The organism is Mesorhizobium sp. B2-9-1, assembly GCF_006439455.1.
Classification (GTDB): Bacteria; Pseudomonadota; Alphaproteobacteria; order Rhizobiales; family Rhizobiaceae; genus Mesorhizobium.
Genome location: NZ_VFTP01000010.1, coordinates 118,061 through 135,127, shown reverse-complemented (window position 1 = coordinate 135,127; position 17,067 = coordinate 118,061). Strand labels below are relative to the sequence as shown.

The 17,067-nt window shown below is 63.8% G+C and carries 13 protein-coding genes; 7 read left to right on the top strand and 6 right to left on the bottom strand.

From position 1 onward, the window contains the following. Positions 1-63 precede the first annotated feature (63 nt). Positions 64-1,059, top strand: a complete 996-nt coding sequence (locus tag FJW05_RS18695; RefSeq protein ID WP_140634742.1) for an ABC transporter permease — start codon at positions 64-66, stop codon at positions 1,057-1,059. Positions 1,060-1,094: 35 nt separating this feature from the next. Beyond that, positions 1,095-2,147, top strand: a complete 1,053-nt coding sequence (locus FJW05_RS18690) for a substrate-binding domain-containing protein (protein WP_140634700.1) — start codon at positions 1,095-1,097, stop codon at positions 2,145-2,147. Positions 2,148-2,222: 75 nt separating this feature from the next. Here the strand turns inward: FJW05_RS18690 and FJW05_RS18685 are convergent, their stop codons facing one another. Beyond that, positions 2,223-2,459, bottom strand: a complete 237-nt coding sequence (locus FJW05_RS18685) for a DUF1127 domain-containing protein (RefSeq protein WP_140634698.1) — start codon at positions 2,457-2,459, stop codon at positions 2,223-2,225. A gap of 134 nt (positions 2,460-2,593) precedes the next feature. On the opposite strand from FJW05_RS18685, the gene FJW05_RS18680 reads away from it, so the two are divergent. Next, the gene (locus FJW05_RS18680) at positions 2,594-4,099 is read left to right on the top strand and encodes a winged helix-turn-helix domain-containing tetratricopeptide repeat protein (RefSeq protein WP_140634696.1); all 1,506 of its coding nucleotides are present in this window, start codon (positions 2,594-2,596) and stop codon (positions 4,097-4,099) included. Between the two features lie 401 nt (positions 4,100-4,500). Here the strand turns inward: FJW05_RS18680 and FJW05_RS18675 are convergent, their stop codons facing one another. The 5 genes from FJW05_RS18675 to FJW05_RS18655 all read right to left on the bottom strand — a co-directional run bounded on the left by FJW05_RS18675 (position 4,501) and on the right by FJW05_RS18655 (position 9,535). After that, on the bottom strand, positions 4,501-5,565 hold the full coding sequence (locus tag FJW05_RS18675; RefSeq protein WP_140634694.1) for a D-alanine--D-alanine ligase family protein: 1,065 nt from the start codon (positions 5,563-5,565) through the stop codon (positions 4,501-4,503). A 260-nt stretch (positions 5,566-5,825) separates the two neighbouring features. Further along, the gene (locus tag FJW05_RS18670) at positions 5,826-6,098 is read right to left on the bottom strand and encodes a type II toxin-antitoxin system YafQ family toxin (protein ID WP_140543375.1); all 273 of its coding nucleotides are present in this window, start codon (positions 6,096-6,098) and stop codon (positions 5,826-5,828) included. Between the two features lies 1 nt (position 6,099). Next, positions 6,100-6,357, bottom strand: coding sequence for a type II toxin-antitoxin system RelB/DinJ family antitoxin (locus FJW05_RS18665; protein WP_140634692.1), 258 nt, complete (start codon positions 6,355-6,357; stop codon positions 6,100-6,102). Positions 6,358-6,431: 74 nt separating this feature from the next. Continuing rightward, the gene (locus FJW05_RS18660) at positions 6,432-8,486 is read right to left on the bottom strand and encodes a bifunctional aldolase/short-chain dehydrogenase (protein WP_140634690.1); all 2,055 of its coding nucleotides are present in this window, start codon (positions 8,484-8,486) and stop codon (positions 6,432-6,434) included. Between the two features lie 83 nt (positions 8,487-8,569). Next, complete coding sequence (locus FJW05_RS18655; protein ID WP_140634688.1) at positions 8,570-9,535, bottom strand: sugar-binding transcriptional regulator; 966 nt, start codon at positions 9,533-9,535, stop codon at positions 8,570-8,572. 204 nt (positions 9,536-9,739) lie between these two features. Here FJW05_RS18655 and FJW05_RS18650 point away from each other — a divergent pair, with 204 nt between their 5' ends. From FJW05_RS18650 to FJW05_RS18635, 4 genes are all read left to right on the top strand, one after another. Then, positions 9,740-11,380, top strand: coding sequence for an acyl-CoA synthetase (locus FJW05_RS18650; RefSeq protein WP_140634686.1), 1,641 nt, complete (start codon positions 9,740-9,742; stop codon positions 11,378-11,380). A gap of 187 nt (positions 11,381-11,567) precedes the next feature. Then, positions 11,568-12,173, top strand: coding sequence for a TetR family transcriptional regulator (locus FJW05_RS18645; protein WP_140543365.1), 606 nt, complete (start codon positions 11,568-11,570; stop codon positions 12,171-12,173). A gap of 53 nt (positions 12,174-12,226) precedes the next feature. Beyond that, positions 12,227-13,390 carry an efflux RND transporter periplasmic adaptor subunit gene (locus FJW05_RS18640; protein WP_140634684.1) on the top strand — a complete coding sequence of 388 codons (1,164 nt, stop codon included), beginning with the start codon at positions 12,227-12,229 and terminating at the stop codon, positions 13,388-13,390. A 313-nt stretch (positions 13,391-13,703) separates the two neighbouring features. Then, positions 13,704-16,856 carry an efflux RND transporter permease subunit gene (locus FJW05_RS18635; RefSeq protein WP_140634682.1) on the top strand — a complete coding sequence of 1,051 codons (3,153 nt, stop codon included), beginning with the start codon at positions 13,704-13,706 and terminating at the stop codon, positions 16,854-16,856. Positions 16,857-17,067 lie beyond the last annotated feature (211 nt).

Here is a 17,067-nt window from a genome sequence, read left to right as displayed (position 1 = left end):
GAGACTTGGAGTGCAGGCATGAGTTCCAGTTTGGCGGGCAAGGCAACGGCGCGGGAGCGTTCGATGACATTGCGCGACTACGCCATCCGCTACGGCTTCATCGTCCTGCTGGTCGGGTTGATCGCCTATTTCGCGGTCGCCGCCGACGGCTTCGCTTCGCCGCAGAGCGCTGTGTTCATCTTCCAGTCGGTGGCCATCACCGGTGTGCTGGCGCTCGGCGTCACCGCGACGCTGGTCGTCGGCGGCTTCGACCTGTCGATCGGCTCGGTCGCCACCAGCGCCATGATGGCGGCCTCCTATGCCATGGTCGTGCTGGAGCAGAACGCCATCATCGCCGTTATTGCCTGTCTTGTCATCGGCGTTATCGTCGGCCTGATCAATGGCTGGCTGATCGTCTATATGCGCGTGCCCGATCTTCTGGCGACGCTTGGCATGATGTTCCTGCTGCTCGGCCTGCAGCGCATTCCGACGGAAGGCCGCTCGATCGCCACCGGCATGACCATGCCCGACGGCTCGGTCGCCAACGGCAAGTTCTCCGAGGCGTTCCTGGCGCTCGGCCGCCACCGCGTCGACTTCTTCATCCCGAACCTGATCCCGGTTTCGGTCGTCGTGCTCGTCGTGCTCGCGGTACTGATCTGGTTCTTCCTCGAATACACCCGCTTCGGCCGCATGATGTATGCCGTCGGCAGCAATGAGAGGGCGGCCGAGCTCGCCGGCGCGCCTGTCAAGGCATACAAGATCTGGGCTTATGTGATTTCGGGAGTTTTTGCCTCGATCGGCGGGATTTTGCTCGCCGCCCGACTTGGACGCGGCGACATCGCCTCGGGTAATAATCTGTTGCTCGACGCAGTCGCGGCGGCGCTCATCGGCTACGCGGTGCTCGGCGCCGCCAAGCCAAACGCCTTCGGCACGGCTGTCGGCGCGGTGTTCGTCGGCGTCCTGCTGCAAGGCCTGACGATGATGAACGCCCCTTACTATACGCAGGATTTCGTCAAGGGCGCGGTGCTTGTCGTCGCCCTTGTCTTCACCTTCGCCCTTTCCGGCAGGGGCAAGAGATAGTTTCGACCGGGGCATAACAAATGGAGGAAAACGAAGTGAGCATCACAAGAAGACTTTTGGGGAAGGCGGCACTCGGCCTCGCCGGTGCGGCGCTGCTGATGCAGGGAACGGCGCTTGCCGCGGACCGTCCGGCGCCGTTCGATAAGCCCGGCGTCAAGATCGCGCTGGTGCGCTATCTGTCGACCGGCGACTTCTTCCAGGCCTATCTCTCCGGCGTCGAGGCGCAGGCCAAGGCGCTCGGCGTCGACCTGCGCGTGCTGGACAGCCGACAGGATGCGGCGCTCCAGGCCGACATGGTCGACCAGGCCATCGCCCTCGGCGTGCAGGGCATCATCATCCAGCACGGCCTGACGGAATCGATGAAAGACGCCGCGCAGCGCGCGGTCAATGCCGGCATCAAGGTCGTCGCCTTCGACGTCAATGTCGAGAACCCGAAGATCCCGCAGGTCGAGCAGTCCGACCGCGACCTGGCGAAGCTCGCGCTCGAGCAGGCGGTCAAGGACAATGGCGAGAGCTGGAAGGCCGGCTATGTCTATGTCGCCGGCATCGCCCCGCTCGACCGACGCAACGAGACCTGGGTCGACGTGAAAAAGAAATATTCGGGCATCAGCGAGGTCGCCATGTTCGGCACGCTCGACAACCCGATCGCCAACTCCGTTGCCAACCAGGCGCGCTCGGTGCTGCAGGCGCACCCCGACATCAAGGTGATGTTCGCGCCTTATGACGAGTTCGCCAAGGGCGTGAAGATCGCCGTCGACGAGGCGGGGCTGAACAAGGGCATCAAGATCTATTCGGCCGATATCTCGACCTCCGACATCGCCGCCATGCGCGAGCCGGACAGCGCCTGGGCGGCGACCGCCGCCACCAACCCGGCCGTCGTCGGCCAGGTCTCGGTGCGTGCGCTGGCGCAGTTGCTCGCCGGCGAGGATCCCGGCCACAACGTCATCGTGCCGCCGACGCTGATCACCCAGAAGGAGCTGATCGACAAGGACATCAAGAACATGGAGGACCTGTCGGCCAAGCTGCCGCAGTTCGCCCATGCCGATGTCGCGATGCCTGCCTGGATGCCGAACCCGAACGCTAAGTAAGGTTTTTGCCTGTTTCTGATGAAGAGAGCGGTCCAATGGGCCGCTCTCTGCCTTTTCAGCCGGTCCGAGTCGGTCTTATCGCTGCCAGAAGGGCAGCTTGGCGATCTCGGCCTCGACCTCTTTTCTGGTCAGCCCGATGTCGTCGATCAGATGCGGATTGTCCGTCGCCATGCGCTTGAGCTCGAAGCGGAAATAGGCCTGCTTGCGCCGCTCGGCGATAAGGCTGCGCAAGGCCGCCAGGCTGAAACGCCCGCGCCTTGAGCGCGTTGCCGGTGCCGCCAGACACGTAGAGGGCGTGAAGCTATCGTTCATGGCAACCTCCATCGAATGAGGGTTTCGAAAACCCTGGATCTGATTGAGATTGCAGTGTGCCGCAGGCGGCCGGCGGCGTAATTAAGCCCTCCCAAATAGTTCTCAGAACTTCCAAATCGGCTATAGATCGCCGCATGCAGGGATCGCGCTTTGCTTTTGGACCGTTCGTGCTTGATCCGGGCGCGGGAACGCTGCTTCGGGGCGATGTTCCCGTCGCCGCCGGCCATCGTGGGCTGAAGCTGCTCGAGGCGCTCGTTGCGCGTCCGGGTGAAATCCTGGCCAAGGCCGAGCTGATGGATGCGGCCTGGCCCGGCATGGCAGTCGAGGAAGGCAATCTCACCGTCCAGATCGCGCAGCTCAGGAAGCTGCTTGGTCCGGCGACCAGTGGCGGCGAGTGGATCGCCACGGTGCCGCGCGTCGGCTACCGCTTCACCGGTACCGTCGAGCAGCCCGATACCACACGCAAACCCTTGCCGCTGCCCGACAAGCCGTCGATCGCCGTGCTGCCCTTCGTCAATCTGAGCAGCGATCCCGAGCAGGACTCTTTCGCCGACGGCCTGACCGAAGACCTGATCACCGATCTCTCCCGGATCCCGGGCCTCTTCGTCATCGCGCGCAACTCGGTCTTTGCCTATAAGGGCAAGGCCATGGATGTGCGCGCCATCGCCGGGGAGCTCGGCGTGCGCTATCTGCTGGAGGGCAGCGCCAGGCGCGCCGCGGGGCGGGTGCGCATCAATGCCCAGCTGATCGATGCGCTGAGCGGCGAGCATCTCTGGGCCGAGCGCTTCGATCGCGGCCTTGAGGACATCTTCGCCGTTCAGGACGAGGCGACAGGCAAGATTGTGGAAGCGCTGCTCGGGCGGCTGCGCGCATTGCCGGAGCGCAACCGGCCGAAGAGCCTCGAAGCCTATGATCTCGTCGTGCGGGCGCGAAAACTGTTCGACGAGTCGCCGCAAATGGCGCGCGAAGCGCATCTGATGCTGACGCGCGCGATCTCGCTCGACCCGGACTATGCCGAGGCCTATCGCTGGCTGGCCATGAACCATTGGATGGGCTGGGTGCATTGGGGCGAGCCGTTCGAGCCCGCCCGCAGCACGGCCCTGGAACTGGCGCGCAAGGCCGTGGCGATCGATCCCAACGATGCCGGTTGCCGCTGGGTTCTGGCGAACCTTCTCGCCTATGAACGCGATTTCGAACGGTCCGAGGCGGAATTCGCCAAGGCGATCGAGCTCGATCCGAACGAGGCCGATATCTGGGCTACATTGTCCGACATCGACGTGCTGGGCGGGCGGATAGGCGAGGGCCTGGAGCACATCCGCAAGGCCTTCCGGCTCAACCCCTTTCCGCCGAGCTGGTATTATCTGACGCTCGGCCAGGCACAGTATGCGGCCCGTGACTACGAAGCGGCCGTCGAGACGCTGCGTCGGGACGAGACCTACCGCACAAGCTCGCGCCGCTTTCTGGCGGCAAGCCTGGCGCAGCTCGGCCGTCTCGACGAGGCGCGCACCGAGGTCGCGCTGTTCCTCGTCGGCAATCCGCATTTCTCCACGCAGCGCTGGGTCGAGACGGAGCCGTTCCGCGACGACGCGATGCTTGAGCATTTCGTCGACGGCTTCCGCAAGGCCGGCCTGCCGGAGTGATGTGGCCACGATGACGGCCTAGTCGCCCCAGCGCAGGATTTTGACCCGTCGGCTCTGTTTGCGTTGTCAGGTGGCATGCGTTGGAGATTGGCCGAAACGCCCATCGCGGTCGTCATTCCAGGGCGGAGCAGGAGCGAAGCTCCGTCGCGCAGACCCTGGAATCCATTCCGTTACTTTCGCCAAGGCGTGCAACGGAGCAGAATTCTGCACCGTGGCGGCGCTTTCAAGTCGCGGAATGGAATATGGTCTTCGCCGCGTCGCTTCGCTCCTTGCTCCGCCATAGAATGACGAGGTTGGGGCGGCTTCAACCAATTCCCGGCGTTTGCGCCGATTTCACGAAAATGGGCGGAGATCCTGCGCCAAGACAAACGGCAACTCGCGTCCAATTCCTCAGGTCTTTTTCACCGGCCGGCGCGCGCCAACCCATGCGCCACCAGGCGGTCGATGACCTCCGGATAGCTGACGCCGCTCGCCGCCATCGCCTTGGCGTACATGCTGATGTTGGTAAAGCCAGGAATGGTGTTGAGCTCGTTGATCAGGAAATGCATGTCCGGCATCAGGAAGAAGTCGACGCGGGCCATGCCGTCGCAACCGAGCGCCCTGAACGCTCTTGCAGCCGCATCGCGCATGGCATCCTCGACCTCCTGCGGCAGCTCGGCTGGCACGATCAAGGCCGCACCATTCTCGTCGACATATTTGGCGTTGTAGTTGTAGAAACCGTGGCTCTCCGCAGGCACGATCTCGCCCGGCCGCGAGACGAAGAGTTCGCCCGCCGGGCTCTCCAGCACGCTGTATTCGATCTCGCGGCCACGGACGAATTCCTCTGCCAGCAGCTTGCGGTCGTGCAGGAAGGCTTCCTCGAGCGCTCGATCGAATTCCTGGCTGGCGTTGACCTTCGCGACGCCGACCGACGAGCCCTGCCGCGCCGGCTTGATGAACAGCGGCAGCCCGAGTTGGTCCTCCAGCTCGGCGAGCGAAGGCGCGGCACCCTCACCGATCGTCACCGAGCGCGCCACAGGCAGTCCGGCCGCTTTCAGCAGCCGCTTGGCGATATCCTTGTCGAGTGCCGCCGCGGAGCCGAGGATGCCGCAGCCGGCGAGCGGCACGCGCGCCACCTCGGCCAGGCCCTGCACCGCGCCGTCCTCGCCATGCAGACCGTGCAGCACCGGGAACAGGATATCGATGGCGGGCAGTTCGTGGGGCACGCCGCCGGCGGGGATCGCCAGCATCCGTCCATGGCCGCCCGGCACCAGGCAGAGCTGCGTGCCGGCCGACGGCGCCGCCAGCGCGCCGTCCTCGAAGCGGCTCAGCAGCCATTGCCCTTCGCGGGTGACGAAGATCGGCACGGCGTCGTATTTCGCCGGCTCCAAAGCAGCCATGACGTTGGTTGCCGAAAGCAGCGATACTTCATGCTCGGCGGAGCGCCCGCCGAAGAGCACGCCGATACGAAGTCTTGTAGCCGCCATCTGGAGCTCCACCAATGATCAACGTTGGAGCCGCATGTGAAACGTCAGGCGCCCCTTGAACTGGCTGAGCATTACGCGAAGGATTGGAGTGGATTTTGACGGGGTCCAGCAGTTCTTCAGCAGAAGGAGGCCTTCAGTCCGAAACCGCGTCAACACGGGGATGTCTTCGTTTTCGTAGAACGACGAACCGCTCCAGGAGTGGGTGCCATTGCCTAGTCAGCGCAGCGCGGCCGCGATGTTGCCACCGTCAGTCGCGGCCCTCACTCGTTGAAAAGGTCCGAATGAGAACCGGTTCGTGCAAGCTGCAGTTCGTCATTAGCAACGCGGTAGATCAAAAGCCAATCCGGTTCGATGTGAGCATCGCGATAGCCCTTCCATTCGCCTTTCAGCGGGTGGTCCTTGTAAATCGGCGGCAGTTCATGTTCGCCGATCAGGAGACCCAATATCTCACGCAATTTGCCAAGGTCTTTGCCACGCTTCTCCATACGCTTCACATCCCGGCGAAATTGCCCGGAGCGAACGGGGATCAACATGTCAGATTTCCAGATCCTTGAACAACTCGTCGGTCGAGGCGAAACGCTTGCCTTTACCCTTTTCCAATTCGGCCATCGCCTTTCGTGTCGTTGCGTTCGGGACTTTCACCGGAAAGGGAAATTCCTTGTCGGCGGCGACACGGACCAGCAGTATGCGAATGGCGTCGGAAACCGACAGGCCCATAGCCGCCAAGGCTTCCGTGGCCTGATCCTTGGTTGCGCTATCGATCCGAGCGCGGACTACCGTATCTGTTGCCATTTCCGACTCCTTTTCAGCTACAATGTAGCTACAAAGGGGCGTTCCCGCAAGCCTGCCGTTTTACAGGACTGGCATTAGCGCAACGCCGCCGCGATGTTGCCGCCGTCCACCGTCGTGACATCGGCGGTGGTGCGCTCGGCCAGCGCCTGGTGCAGGAAGGCCTGCGCCACGTCGTCGGCCGTCACTTCCTGTCCCAGCAGATTGCCGGACATGTATTCCTTCTCAGACACGCCGCGCGCGCCGGAACGGCTGGCGATCATCGCGTCGGTCAAGAGACCCGAGCGGATGCGATCGGCGTTGACCGCGTTGGAGCGGATGCCATAGGAGCCGTAGTCCAGCGCATACTGCCGCGACAGGAACAATGTCGCGGCTTTCGGGATGCCATATGCGCCGAATTTTGGGCCGGGATTGATCGCCTGCTTCGAGGTATTGAACAGCAGCACGCCGCCCGTGCCCTGTTCAAGCATGATGCGCACCGCGTTCTGCGCCGCCGACTGGTGAGCGAAGAAATTGAGCTCGAAGCTCTTGCGCAGCGCGGCGTCGTCCAATTCGCCGATGCGGCCTTCCCAGGCTGCACCCGCATTCGAGACCAGAATGTCGACGCCGCCATAGATGGTGACCGCCTTGTCGAAGGCGGCGAGCATCTCGGCAGGATTGGTGATGTCGGTGCCGACGCCAATCGAGTTGTTGCCGGCCGCCTTCGCCGCTTCCGCCGCCTTGGCGGGATCGAGGTCGACAATCACTGCATGCGCGCCATTGGCCGCGAACAGTTTTGCCGTCGCAGCGCCAATGGCGCCGGCGCCGCCGGTGACCAGCACCACCTGGCCGGTCAGCGGCTTCGGCTTGTTCGAAGCGAGCTTGGCCTGCTCGAGCGACCAGTATTCGAGCGGGAAGAGGTCGGCCTTGGAGAGCGGATGGAAATTGCCGATGGCTTCCGCGCCGCGCACCGCCTCGATCCACATCTCGCCGACATCCGACGCGATCTTGGCCTCCTTCAGCGTGCGGCCATGGCCGAACATGCCGAGGCCCGGCACCAGCGTCAGGCGCGGCATCGGGTCGAGCATGGTGCGCTTGACGTCGTCCAGCGCGTCATTGGTCTCGAAATAGGCGGTGTAGTCCCTGACGAAGGCGTCGACATGGCTGCGGATGGCAGCCTTGTAATCGCCGAGCTTGTCGGCGTCGGGCGCCGGCACCGCCATCGGCCCGGTCTTGATGCGGATCGACAGGTCCGGCGTCGACACCCCGCGCCCTGCCAGCTCGGCGATCTTGGCGGTGTTGATGAAATCGACGATCGCGTCCGAGGTGCGGAAGTCGCTGATCATGCGGTCGAAGCGGCCTTCGCCGCGCGCCACGGCAACGGCGCCGCGCAGCATCGGCGCGATGTCGCTGGGCTTGGCAAGCTTCGCCGGCAGCGCTGCCTTGGCCGGCTGCGGCTTGCCGTTCCTGGCGACATAGTCCTCGGCCATGGTCACATAGTGGATCATGCGGTCATAGGCCTGCTTGGCATCGTCGCCGAAGGTGAAGATGCCGTGCTTGTCGAGGATGAGGCCCTCGACTTTTTGGTCGGCATCGAAGACTTCCGCCGCGGCCTTGGCGAGGTCGAAGCCCGGCTTGATGTAGGGCACGTAACCCATCTTGTCGCCGAACACGGTCTTGATCAGCGGCTTGCTGTCTTCCTGGTCGACGATGGCCAGGATCGCCGTCGAATGCGTGTGGTCGACAAAACGGTGAGGCAGAAAGGCATGCAGCAGCGTTTCGACCGACGGGTTGGGCGAGGACGGATCGATGAGGTTGGAGCGCTGCAGCGCCACCATGTCCTCGTCGGAGAGCTTGTCCAGAGAGCGTGCCTTGAGCAGCGCGCCCATCTTCACCGCCGGCAGGCCTTGCGGCTCGATGACGGCCATGTCCCAACCGCTGCCCTTGACGCAGAGCACGTCCCATTCGTCGCCGACCAGATCGGTGGCTTTGGTCTTGCAGGAGGTGTTGCCGCCGCCATGCAGCACCAGGCGCGGCTCGCCGCCGAGCAGCCGGGTCGTGTAGACGCGTAGCGCAAGGTCGCGGCCGACGCCCTTCCTGGCATAGTCGGCAACCATCTTTTCCGCGTCGGCGTCATTCCAAAGGTTCTGCATGTCGATCCGTCCGATTCCGTCTTTTCTTGCTCATGAACAGAAGGCCGCGACGTCGTGATGACAGAAGCGGCGAGGGTGGTTTTCTACGAGGCCTTTTTGCTCGCCGTGCCGGCGTGATGCAGCAGGCGCTCGGCCATATGCGCGCCGACCACCAGATGCGTGCAGAGCCGGCCGGCGATTGCCGCAAGCAGCGGCTCGAACTTGGTGTCTTCCTGCACCACCATCAGGCGCTTCTCGATGGCGCATAGCGAGGCGAGCTCGGCGGAAATGACGCGCCTATTGTAGCTGCAGTCGAGCACTTCGCCCATGGCGTCGATGATCTGCCCGGCGATGACGCCGGCGGCACCTTGGCTGCGCAGCGTTTCCATCTCGGCCGGCGACAGCGCGCCGCATTTCACCAGATGGCTGTCGGCGTCGACCGCGCCGACGGAATAGAGCGCCAGATCGCAATCGGCGATGCCGGCCAACTGGTCGCGGATCACCGGCTCGGCGCGCAAACCTTGCGCCAGGCCTTCGGTCGACAGAACCAGCGGGGCGTAGAAGTTGAGGCCCTTGGCATTCAGCCGTCGCGCGATCTCCATCGTGCACTGGTCGGGCCGGTAGGAATAGGGCGCGCCGAGATTGCCGCAGAGCTGCACCACGGTGACGTCCTGCAGGTCGGCATAGGACATGATGTCGGCGATGGTGTAGACGGTGCGGCCCCAGGCGACGCCGATGCGGTCGCCTTTTTTCACCAGCTCGAGAAAGACGCTCGCCGCCAGCACGGCGATATCGGTCGAAGGATCGGCAAGGTAGGCATTTTCCGGCGCGATCCAGACGGCGTCGAGATCGAACGCATCTTCCAGCCGTCGCGCCATGACGTCGTCGGTGAAGAGCTGGGTCGAGGTCGAGATGTTGACGATGCCGGTCTCGCGCGCCTTGCGCAGATACATGGCGACCGAGGCGCGGGAAATGTTGAGCTGACTCGCCACTTCGTCCTGGCGCAGGCCGTGCGCGTAGTAAAGCCAGGCGGCCTTGTGGATGAGCTGTTCTGCCGGTCTGATCGCCATGCCGCCTCCTCGGCTGACATTAGTCACGGCTCTCGACAAAAGTCAAATTTGCATGCGTGAGCGGCGATCGCCTAGCGGTGCGGCGCAATCCGGATCGCCATTCCACCAAGCCGGCGCAGCATAGCATTTTCAGCCACGAAGGGGGGATAGCGTGACGGCGGCCCTAAGGTTAGAAAGTTCGAAAAGATCATCGGGGAGAATGGGATGGCCAATCCCTACGAACAGGATCTCGACAGGAACGCCGCCAATCACCAGCCGCTGACGCCGCTCACCTATCTCGAGCGCGCGGCCAAGACCTATCCCGACCATGTCGCCATCATCCATGGCCGCCAGCGCATCACCTACCGGGATTTCTGGCGTCGCTCGCTGAAGCTTGCCTCGGCGCTCGCGAAGCACGGCATCGGCAAAGGCGATACGGTGACAGTGATGCTGTCCAACACGCCGCCGATGCTGGAAGCGCATTTCGGCGCGCCGATGACCAAGGCGGTTCTGCATTCGCTGAACACCCGCCTCGATGCCGCCGTCATCGCCTTCCAGCTCGACCATGCCGACTCGAAGGTGCTGATCGTCGACCGCGAGTTCTCGGGCGTCATCAAGGACGCGCTGGCCTTGGCCAAGATGAAGCCGTTGGTCATCGACTATGACGATCCGGACTATGCCGCCGACGCGCCCTATCCGAAGGGCGAACGGATTGGCTCAGCTGATTACGAGGAGTTCGTCGCCGCCGGCGACGAGGCTTTCGCCTGGTCGATGCCCGATGACGAGTGGGACGCCATCTCGCTCAACTACACCTCCGGCACCACGGGCAATCCGAAGGGCGTCGTCTATCACCATCGCGGCGCGGCGCTTATGGCCTATACCAACACCATCCATGCCGGCATGGCCAAGCACGCGGTCTATCTGTGGACGCTGCCGATGTTCCATTGCAACGGCTGGTGCTTTCCCTGGACTTTGGCCGTGCAGGCCGGCACCCATGTCTGCCTGCGCTGGGTGCGGGCGAAGCCGATATACGACGCCATCGCCGACCACGGCGTCACGCACCTGTGCGGCGCCCCGATCGTCATGTCGGTGCTGATCAACGCGAAGGACGAGGACAAGCGGCAGTTCGCGCAGACCGTCACCTTCAACACCGCCGCAGCGCCCCCGCCGGAGGCAGTGCTGTCCGGCATGGCTGATGCCGGCTTTGCCGTCACCCATCTCTACGGCCTGACCGAAACCTACGGCCCGGCCGTCGTCAACGAATGGCACAATGAGTGGGACGCGCTGGAGAAGGGACCGAGGACGCAGAAGAAAGCGCGCCAGGGCGTGCGCTATGCCGCGCTCGAAGGTCTTGCGGTGATGGATCCCGGGACGATGGCCGAGACGCCGGCCGACGGCGAGACCATCGGCGAGGTGATGTTCCGCGGCAACATCGTCATGAAGGGCTATCTGAAGAACCGCAAGGCGACCGACGAGGCCTTCGCCGGCGGCTGGTTCCATTCCGGCGATCTCGGCGTCATGCATCCGGACGGCTATATCCAGCTCAAGGACCGCTCGAAGGACATCATCATCTCGGGCGGCGAGAACATCTCGTCCATCGAGGTCGAGGACGCTCTCTACAGACATCCGTCGGTTGCCTCGTGCGGTGTGGTTGCCCGCGCGGACGACAAATGGGGCGAGATCCCGGTCGCCTATGTCGAGCTGAAGCCCGGCAAGAGCGCGACCGAGGCCGAGATCATCGAGCACTGCCGAGGGCTGCTGGCGCGCTTCAAGGTGCCGAAGGCGGTGGTGTTTGCCGAAATCCCGAAGACGTCGACGGGGAAGATCCAGAAGTTCCGGCTACGGGAGATGGCGAAGGGGGTGTGAGCGCAGCCCCAGGACTCCGACAATTTTCGCCGGCACCTGTGAGGTCGTCATCGCTCATCGCATGCTTGTTCCTGTCACCATCTGTCACCAAATTATACGCGTACGTCGATTTCGCGTTGACTCCTCGCCGCTTTCGTTTTACGACTGATGAAAATTGAAATTCGTCACTCATCAAAACGAAAGCGCTATGTCAGAAGCCGCCAACATCGTGGCAGACCCCGCCAGACAGGAGAATGTGACCCGCATTCTCGACTGCGCCGAGCGCCTGTTCCGCCACTATGGCTACGGCAAGACCAATGTTGCCGACATCGCTCGCGAGCTCGGCATGTCGCCCGCCAACATCTACCGCTTCTTTGCCTCCAAGGTCGAAATCCACCAGGCCGTCTGCGGCCGCATGCTCGGCGCCAGCTACAACATGGCCTACGAGATCATGCACCTCCCGATCAGCGCCGAGGAGCGACTGAGCCGCTATATTCATGCCCAGTACAAGATGACGCTCGAGACCATGCTGGACGAGCAGAAGGTGCATGAGATGGTCATCGTCGCGCTGGAGCGCGACTGGTCCGTCATCGACAAGCACGTCAACAGTATCCACGACCTGTTCGCCGAGGTGATCCGCGAGGGCATCGAGGCAGGCGAGTTCAGGCAGCAGGATCCTGAAACCGCCGCGCGCTGCTTCGGCGCCGCCACCGTCATTCTGTGCCACCCGCAGATGGTGGCGCAGTGCCTTGCCAAGACCAACCGGGCAATGCCCGACGAACTTATCGACTACGCCATCAGAGCCTTGAAATAGAAGCCGCCCGCCGCGTGCGGTCGACAGATCATCTCCAGTTCGGGAGTGCTAAAGTGTCTTTGTCCAGTTCCATCCTCCGCAGGCTGCCGGCCACCGGCCTTCCCGCCATCGGCATCGTCGTCGCCGCGCTTGCCCTTGCCGGCTGCAGCCAGGAAAAGGCCGAGGTCGTTCAGGAAGTCGTCCGGCCGGTCAAGGTGGTCGAGATCGGCGAGGCGCGGACCACCCGCCAACTCGACTATTCCGGTTCGGTGCGCGCCCGCACCGAGATGAACCTCGGCTTTCGCATCGCCGGCAAGGTCACCGAGCGTCTGGTCGATATCGGCCAGCATGTGAATGAAGGCGACGTGCTCGCCCGCGTCGACCCGTCTGACTACGAGCTGTCGGTGAAGAGCGCGCAGGCCAGCCTAGACGCCGCCGAACGCCAGGTCGAAACCGTCGATCTCGCCAGGAAGCGCGCCGAGCAGCTCTATGCCAAGAACTTCGCGCCGAAGTCGCAGCTCGATCAGGCGCGGCTGGCCTACGACCAGGCCGTGGCGACGCGCGATGCCGCCCGCTCGACGCTGGCCCAGGCGCAGAACCAGGTCCATTACACCGATCTCAAGGCCAGCCAGGCCGGCATCGTCACCGCCATCTCCGCCGATGTCGGCCAGGTGGTCGGCGCCGGCACGCCGGTCATGACGGTCGCGGTGGACGGCGAGAAGGAAGTTTCGATCGCGGTGCCGGAGATGGATATTGCAGGGTTCAAGCCCGGCAAGGAAGTCAAGGCGAGCTTCTGGTCGGACGAAGGGCTGACGCTTGACGGCAAGGTCCGCGAGGTCGCCGGCAGCGCCGATCCGCAGTCGCGTACCTTCGCTGTCCGGGTTTCGCTGCCCAACGATCCGCGCGTGCTGCTCGGCATGACCGCCAATGTCGAGGCAACCGTCGGCAGCAAGGCGCAGCTCGTGTCGATCCCGCTGACCGCGATGACCGAGAAGGATGGCAAGCAGATCGTCTGGACGGTCGACCGCGCCTCCGACACAGTCCATCCGCGCCCGATCAAGGTCGCCAACTTCACTGCCGACGGCGTCGCCGTGGCGGACGGCCTCAAAAAGGGCGACGTCGTGGTGGCGGCCGGCACACAGTTCATGACCGAGAACCTGAAGGTCAAGCTTGCAAGCGACGCTCAGCAATCCGCCTCGGCGGAGGACGACGTCGCGACCACCAGCAGCCTGCACTGATGCTTGTCGCCCAAAAGTGCGAAGCGGTTTTGGGACAACGACATGCATCGAACTAAAACCTGAAGTCAGGCGTGACGAACGCCTTTCCCGCTCTCGCTGCCTGCGCCGCGAGCCGGGGAAAGCATGGGTTCCGGGCGGCGAACGCCCCTATCGTGAGATGCCGGCATGTTGGCTCCCCCGCAGCAGTGCCGCGTCAAGCGCGATTTGCGAGTCTCTCTCCGCTTGAGGGGCCTCGCCGCCCGGAAGCCCACCGAACTGGAAGCGGCATGCCGAGCGGGCGTGCCTTGCCGATCAATTGGACTGGAAGTGTGCCATGACCACCAGCGACAGCAGCACTGAAAAGCGGCCCTTCAATCTTTCGCGTTGGGCGATCGGACATCCGAGCATCGCGCGATTCCTGTTCGGGCTGATCATCCTTGCCGGCGCGCTCGGCCTGATGCGCATGGGCCAGAAGGAAGACCCCGACTTCACCTTCCGCGTCATGGTGGTGCAGGCGATCTGGCCCGGCGCCTCGATCCAGGACATGGAGGATCAGGTCGTCAACAAGATCGAGCGCAAGCTGCAGGAAACGCCGCATCTCGATTTCGTCCGTTCCTACACCCGCGCCGGCAGCGCCATCATCACCTTGCAGGTCAAGGGCGACACCAACACCGAGGAAGTGAAGGACGCCTTCTACCAGGTGCGCAAGAAGGTCGGCGACATCTCCAATGAATTGCCGCAGGGCCTGCTCGGCCCCTATTTCAACGACGAGTTCGGCGACACCTTCATCACGCTGCATTCGATCAGCGGCGACGGCTTCACCTATCCGGAGCTGAAGAAGTTCGCCATCCAGGCGCGCGACATGTTGTTGACGACGCCGGGCGTCGAGAAGGCCGTCATCATCGGCGACCAGCCTGAGAAGATCTATATCGACGTCTCGTCCAAGGCGTTGGCCGAGCGCGGCCTGACCATCCTCGACCTGCAGAACGCCGTGAAAGGGCAGAACGCCGTGGACCCGGCGGGCTCGGTCGACACCGGCCTGCGCTCGGTGCGCATCTCGGTCGAGGGCGATGTCACCAAGGCCGCGGATATCCGCGAGCTGAGGCTGCGCTCGGGCAACCAGGTGACGCGCCTCGGCGACATCGCCACGGTCTCTTCCGGCCTCCAGGATCCTTATGACAACAAATACCTCTTCAACGGCCATCAGAGCGTCCAGCTCGGCGTCGTCATGGCCAAGGGTTTTAACGTCAGGGACGTCGGCACGGATGTCGAGGCGACCTATCAGCGCTTCGAGGCAGGGCTGCCCTACGGCGTGTCGGTCGATCAGATCTCCGACCAGCCCCAGGTCGTCAAAGACGCGGTGAGCGAATTCATGGAGGCGCTCGGCGAGGCGTTGCTGATCGTCCTTGCAGTCTCGCTGCTGTCGATCGGTTGGCGCTCGGGCCTGGTGATCGCCATCGCCATCCCGCTCGTCTTGGCCGCCACCTTCGCCATCATGTACGAGATCGGCATCGACCTGCAGCGCATCTCACTCGGCGCGCTCATCATTGCGCTCGGCCTTTTGGTCGACGACGCCATGATCGTCGTCGAGATGATGGAGCGAAAGCTGGAGGAGGGGCTGGTCAAGATCGAGGCAGCAAGCTTCGCCTACACCTCGACCGCTTTCCCGATGCTGACCGGCACGCTGATCACCACGGCCGGCTTCATCCCGGTCGGCTTCGCCGCCTCCACCGCCGGCGAATATGTGCGCACGCTGTTCTATGTCGTCGGCATCGCGCTGGTCGTGTCGTGGTTCGTCGCGGTCTATTTCACGCCGTGGCTGGGCTACATGATCCTCAAGCAGCGCAAGCATGCCGGCACCCATCACGACGTGTTCGACACCGGCTTCTATCGCCGCCTGCGCGCCACGGTCACCTGGGCCGTGCGCCACCGCATCATCGTTCTGGTGATGACGCTGGTTACCTTCGCCACCAGCCTGTGGGCCTTCCAGTTCATCCCGCAGAACTTCTTCCCGCAATCCTCGCGCCCGGAAATCCTGGTCGACCTGTGGCTGCCGGAAGGCACCTCGATCAAGGATGTCGAAAACCAGGCCAGGTCATTTGAGGGCAAGATGGCGGACGATCCGGACAAGCGCTTCATCGCCACCTACATCGGCGAAGGCGCGCCGCGCTTCTTCCTGCCGCTCGACCAGCAGCTCCGCAACCCGAACTTCGCCCAGCTCCTGGTCATGGCCAAGGACGAGCCGGCGCGCGAGCGGCTGATCGTCAAGATGCGCAAGATCCTGGCGCAGGACTTCCCTTCGATCCGCGCCAAGGTCGACCGCCTCTTCCTCGGTCCGCCGACCGGCTGGCCGGTGCAGATGCGCGTCATGGGCCCGGACCGCAAGGAGGTGCGCCGTATCGCCGACGAGGTGAAGGCGAGGTTCCAGGCCAATCCGCTGCTCGGCGCCATCCACGACGACTGGCTGGAACCGGTGCCGGCGATGAAGCTGGTGATCGACCAGGATCGTGCCCGCGCCCTCGGGGTCACCTCGCAGCGCATCCGCCAGATGCTGCAGGCCACCATGTCCGGCGCGCCGCTTGACGACTTCCGCGACGGCGAGGAGACGGTCTCGATCGTCGCCCGCGAGCCGGAGGCGACCCGTCACCTGCTCTCTTCAGTCGACTCGGTCTATATCCCGACCGACTTCGGCGGCTCAGTGCCGCTCTCGCAAGTGGCCAAGGTCGTGCCGGTGATGGAGCAGGGCGTCGAATGGCGGCGCGACCGCTTGCCGACGATCAGCGTGCGCGCCACGCTGCCGGATGGGGTGCAGTCGAACGACGTCGTCACCAAGATGTACAACAACATGAAGGACCTGCGCGCCGGTCTCGCTCCGGGCTACAAGGTCGAGATCCAGGGCGGCGCCGAGGATTCGGCCGAAAGCCAGGCCTCGATCGCCGCCAAGGCGCCGATCATGCTCGCCGTCATCGTCGTGCTCCTGATGGTCCAGCTGCAGCATTTCGGTAAGTCGATGCTGGTGCTGGCCACCGGTCCGCTCGGCATCATCGGCGCCGCCGCGGCGCTGCTGATCAGCGGCGCGCCGTTCGGCTTCGTCGCCATCCTCGGCGTCATCGCGCTGCTCGGCATCATCATGCGCAACTCGATCATCCTGGTCGACCAGATAGACCAGGATATCGCCGCCGGCATGGAGCGATCGGAAGCGATCGTGGGTGCAGCCGTGCGCCGCTTCCGGCCGATCATGCTGACCGCGCTGACCGCCGTCCTGGCGCTGATCCCGATCTCGCGCGGCGTCTTCTGGGGGCCGCTGGCCTACGCCATGATGGGCGGTATCCTCGTTGCCACCGTGCTCACCATCCTGGTGCTGCCGGCCGGCTACGCCCTGTTCTTCGGACGCGCGCCGAAGAAGGCCAAGGCCGACGAGCAGGCACCCGAGCCGGAGAAGGTCGAAGGCATCGAAAGACCGCAGCTGGCCTTGGCTGCGGAATAGAAATAGACGTGGCAACCTGCATCATCCGCCATCGGTGAAAGCCGGTGGCGGATGATCTGCATCAAAGGTCCGCGGGGGCTGGGGCAAGATTTCGGCAAAACAGAATTGCTTTTCGGCAACGCGACGAAGGTTCGACGCTGCGCGAGAATCTCGGCCCGAAGCGTCCAGAAGATCGGCTCTTTGAAAGCGAGGCGGTCCAAAAGGCCGGTTT

Excerpts from the sequence above, each read along its gene's own strand:
- FJW05_RS18695 (WP_140634742.1), top strand. The coding sequence starts at position 64 with ATGACATTGCGCGACTACGCCATCCGCTACGGCTTCATCGTCCTGCTG.
- FJW05_RS18685 (WP_140634698.1), bottom strand. The coding sequence starts at position 2,459 with ATGAACGATAGCTTCACGCCCTCTACGTGTCTGGCGGCACCGGCAACG.
- FJW05_RS18680 (WP_140634696.1), top strand. The coding sequence starts at position 2,594 with ATGCAGGGATCGCGCTTTGCTTTTGGACCGTTCGTGCTTGATCCGGGC.
- FJW05_RS18675 (WP_140634694.1), bottom strand. The coding sequence starts at position 5,565 with ATGGCGGCTACAAGACTTCGTATCGGCGTGCTCTTCGGCGGGCGCTCC.
- FJW05_RS18670 (WP_140543375.1), bottom strand. The coding sequence starts at position 6,098 with ATGTTGATCCCCGTTCGCTCCGGGCAATTTCGCCGGGATGTGAAGCGT.
- FJW05_RS18665 (WP_140634692.1), bottom strand. The coding sequence starts at position 6,357 with ATGGCAACAGATACGGTAGTCCGCGCTCGGATCGATAGCGCAACCAAG.
- FJW05_RS18660 (WP_140634690.1), bottom strand. The coding sequence starts at position 8,486 with ATGCAGAACCTTTGGAATGACGCCGACGCGGAAAAGATGGTTGCCGAC.
- FJW05_RS18655 (WP_140634688.1), bottom strand. The coding sequence starts at position 9,535 with ATGGCGATCAGACCGGCAGAACAGCTCATCCACAAGGCCGCCTGGCTT.
- FJW05_RS18650 (WP_140634686.1), top strand. The coding sequence starts at position 9,740 with ATGGCCAATCCCTACGAACAGGATCTCGACAGGAACGCCGCCAATCAC.
- FJW05_RS18645 (WP_140543365.1), top strand. The coding sequence starts at position 11,568 with ATGTCAGAAGCCGCCAACATCGTGGCAGACCCCGCCAGACAGGAGAAT.
- FJW05_RS18635 (WP_140634682.1), top strand. The coding sequence starts at position 13,704 with ATGACCACCAGCGACAGCAGCACTGAAAAGCGGCCCTTCAATCTTTCG.